This is a genomic window from Aequorivita sp. 609, from assembly GCF_014212065.1.
Taxonomy (GTDB): Bacteria; Bacteroidota; Bacteroidia; order Flavobacteriales; family Flavobacteriaceae; genus Aequorivita; species Aequorivita sinensis.
In genome coordinates, this window is the sequence record NZ_JACJVM010000196.1 from 1 (window position 1) to 1514 (window position 1514).

Here is a 1514-nt window from a genome sequence, read left to right on the forward strand (position 1 = left end):
CAATGGCTATAAGTAATTGCTTGTTCTCGTCTACTTTGGAAATTCCTGCGGAATTTCCAACTTGGTGTGTACTTGCAAAGTTAATCGCTAAACCACGCAACTACTCATAGCCGAGACCGTTGTGCAACATATGAAAAAACTCACATTCATAATAATATTAATGATTTTCGGAATTTCCTATGGACAAAAAGAAACTGAACTCAATAATGAGCAACTTGTTGTAAAAGCAACACATTGGATAACTGACAAATGCTCCGATTTGAATAATCGCTATGAAAACGATTTGTGTGTGAAAAAAGAAATTTTTGAGTTTGTAAACAAAAAATTGAATTGGACTTTGACTGATAGTTTCCCAAAAGGGATTTATGAAATCCGAATGAATTTGGTAGTTGAACAAAATGGCGAAATTTCAAAAGTAGTTGCTAAAAGTGAGTATGATGTACTGAATAAAGAATTGGAGAAAATATTAATGTTATATCCAAATCAAGTTAAATTAATAGATCAAAATGGAAAGGCATATAAAAATAATTTGATTTTCCCAATGAAATTTATTGTTGAATAAAATACGTTGCACAACAATGTATAACCGCAATTACGGCGGATTCGACTGCGTCCGAATCCACGCGTAATTGCTAACGTCTGTGCTTAACCGAAAAACCTCGTATATTTATCCGTAACTGCGGTTATACTAAACGTTACCACACATTTGAGAAAAACGCAATGGGAGGATTTACAAATCTGATTTATTTCAAAAATTACTTATCTGAACAATCAAAAAGTCGGATTAAAGAAACAATTGAATCCTGTGGGGAATTTGAATTGGAAAATGACTTGGATTATGATATAACAGTTGAAAATAATGGCGAAGATTACCCTTTCCGAATTTATTACTCGGATGCGGAACAGGACGAGGACTTTGACTCGGAATCAAAAGCTGAATTTGAAAAAAAGCTTGGTTTTATTCCAAAATGTTACATCGGATTTATGGCTTGGACTAACCAAAAATTTGGACATAAATTTATTGCTGAATTGATGTCCAGAGTAATGGAAATTGAAAACGGATTTGTAGATTTTTCGGCAGCAATTGACCCTGATTTCACGGAAAACAAAGAGAAAATAAGAAAACTAGTTTCACAAGTTGGCGGAAAAATAATGGAATTAGAATATAAAACAGGAAATGACCAAATTTGGTTCACACATTTGGCTGATAAAGAATTTTTAAGGAATTGGATTGGACATAAAAAGTTCTACATTCCGAAATAAAAACGTGTGGTAACAACGTGTATAATTAATTGCTTTGGTCGTTGCTTATTTGGAAAATTCCTTCGGAATTTTCTCGCGTTCGTTTTTGTTTACTAAATTAGTTGCTTAAACAAGCAACTAACCATACACAAAACCGTTGTGTGCAATAACCCTTACTTGCTAGGTTATTTAAAAAATCAGTAAAGCGCGCGAATTTGGAAGGAAAATAATCAGTATTTTATGGTAGGACTGGTTGCAAACCAGGGCCATCA

The 1514-nt window shown here is 33.5% G+C and carries 2 protein-coding genes; both read left to right on the top strand.

Features of this window, described 5'->3' with window-relative positions; genetic code table 11:
• Nucleotides 1–130: 130 nt before the first annotated feature.
• Nucleotides 131–562, top strand: coding sequence for a hypothetical protein (locus tag H4O20_RS13295; RefSeq protein ID WP_185099584.1), 432 nt, complete (start codon nt 131–133; stop codon nt 560–562).
• A gap of 158 nt (nt 563–720) precedes the next feature.
• The gene (locus H4O20_RS13300; protein ID WP_185099585.1) at nt 721–1263 is read left to right on the top strand and encodes a DUF6368 family protein; all 543 of its coding nucleotides are present in this window, start codon (nt 721–723) and stop codon (nt 1261–1263) included.
• Nucleotides 1264–1514: the final 251 nt, after the last annotated feature.

Excerpts from the sequence above, each read along its gene's own strand:
- H4O20_RS13300 (WP_185099585.1), top strand. The coding sequence starts at position 721 with ATGGGAGGATTTACAAATCTGATTTATTTCAAAAATTACTTATCTGAA.
- H4O20_RS13295 (WP_185099584.1), top strand. The coding sequence starts at position 131 with ATGAAAAAACTCACATTCATAATAATATTAATGATTTTCGGAATTTCC.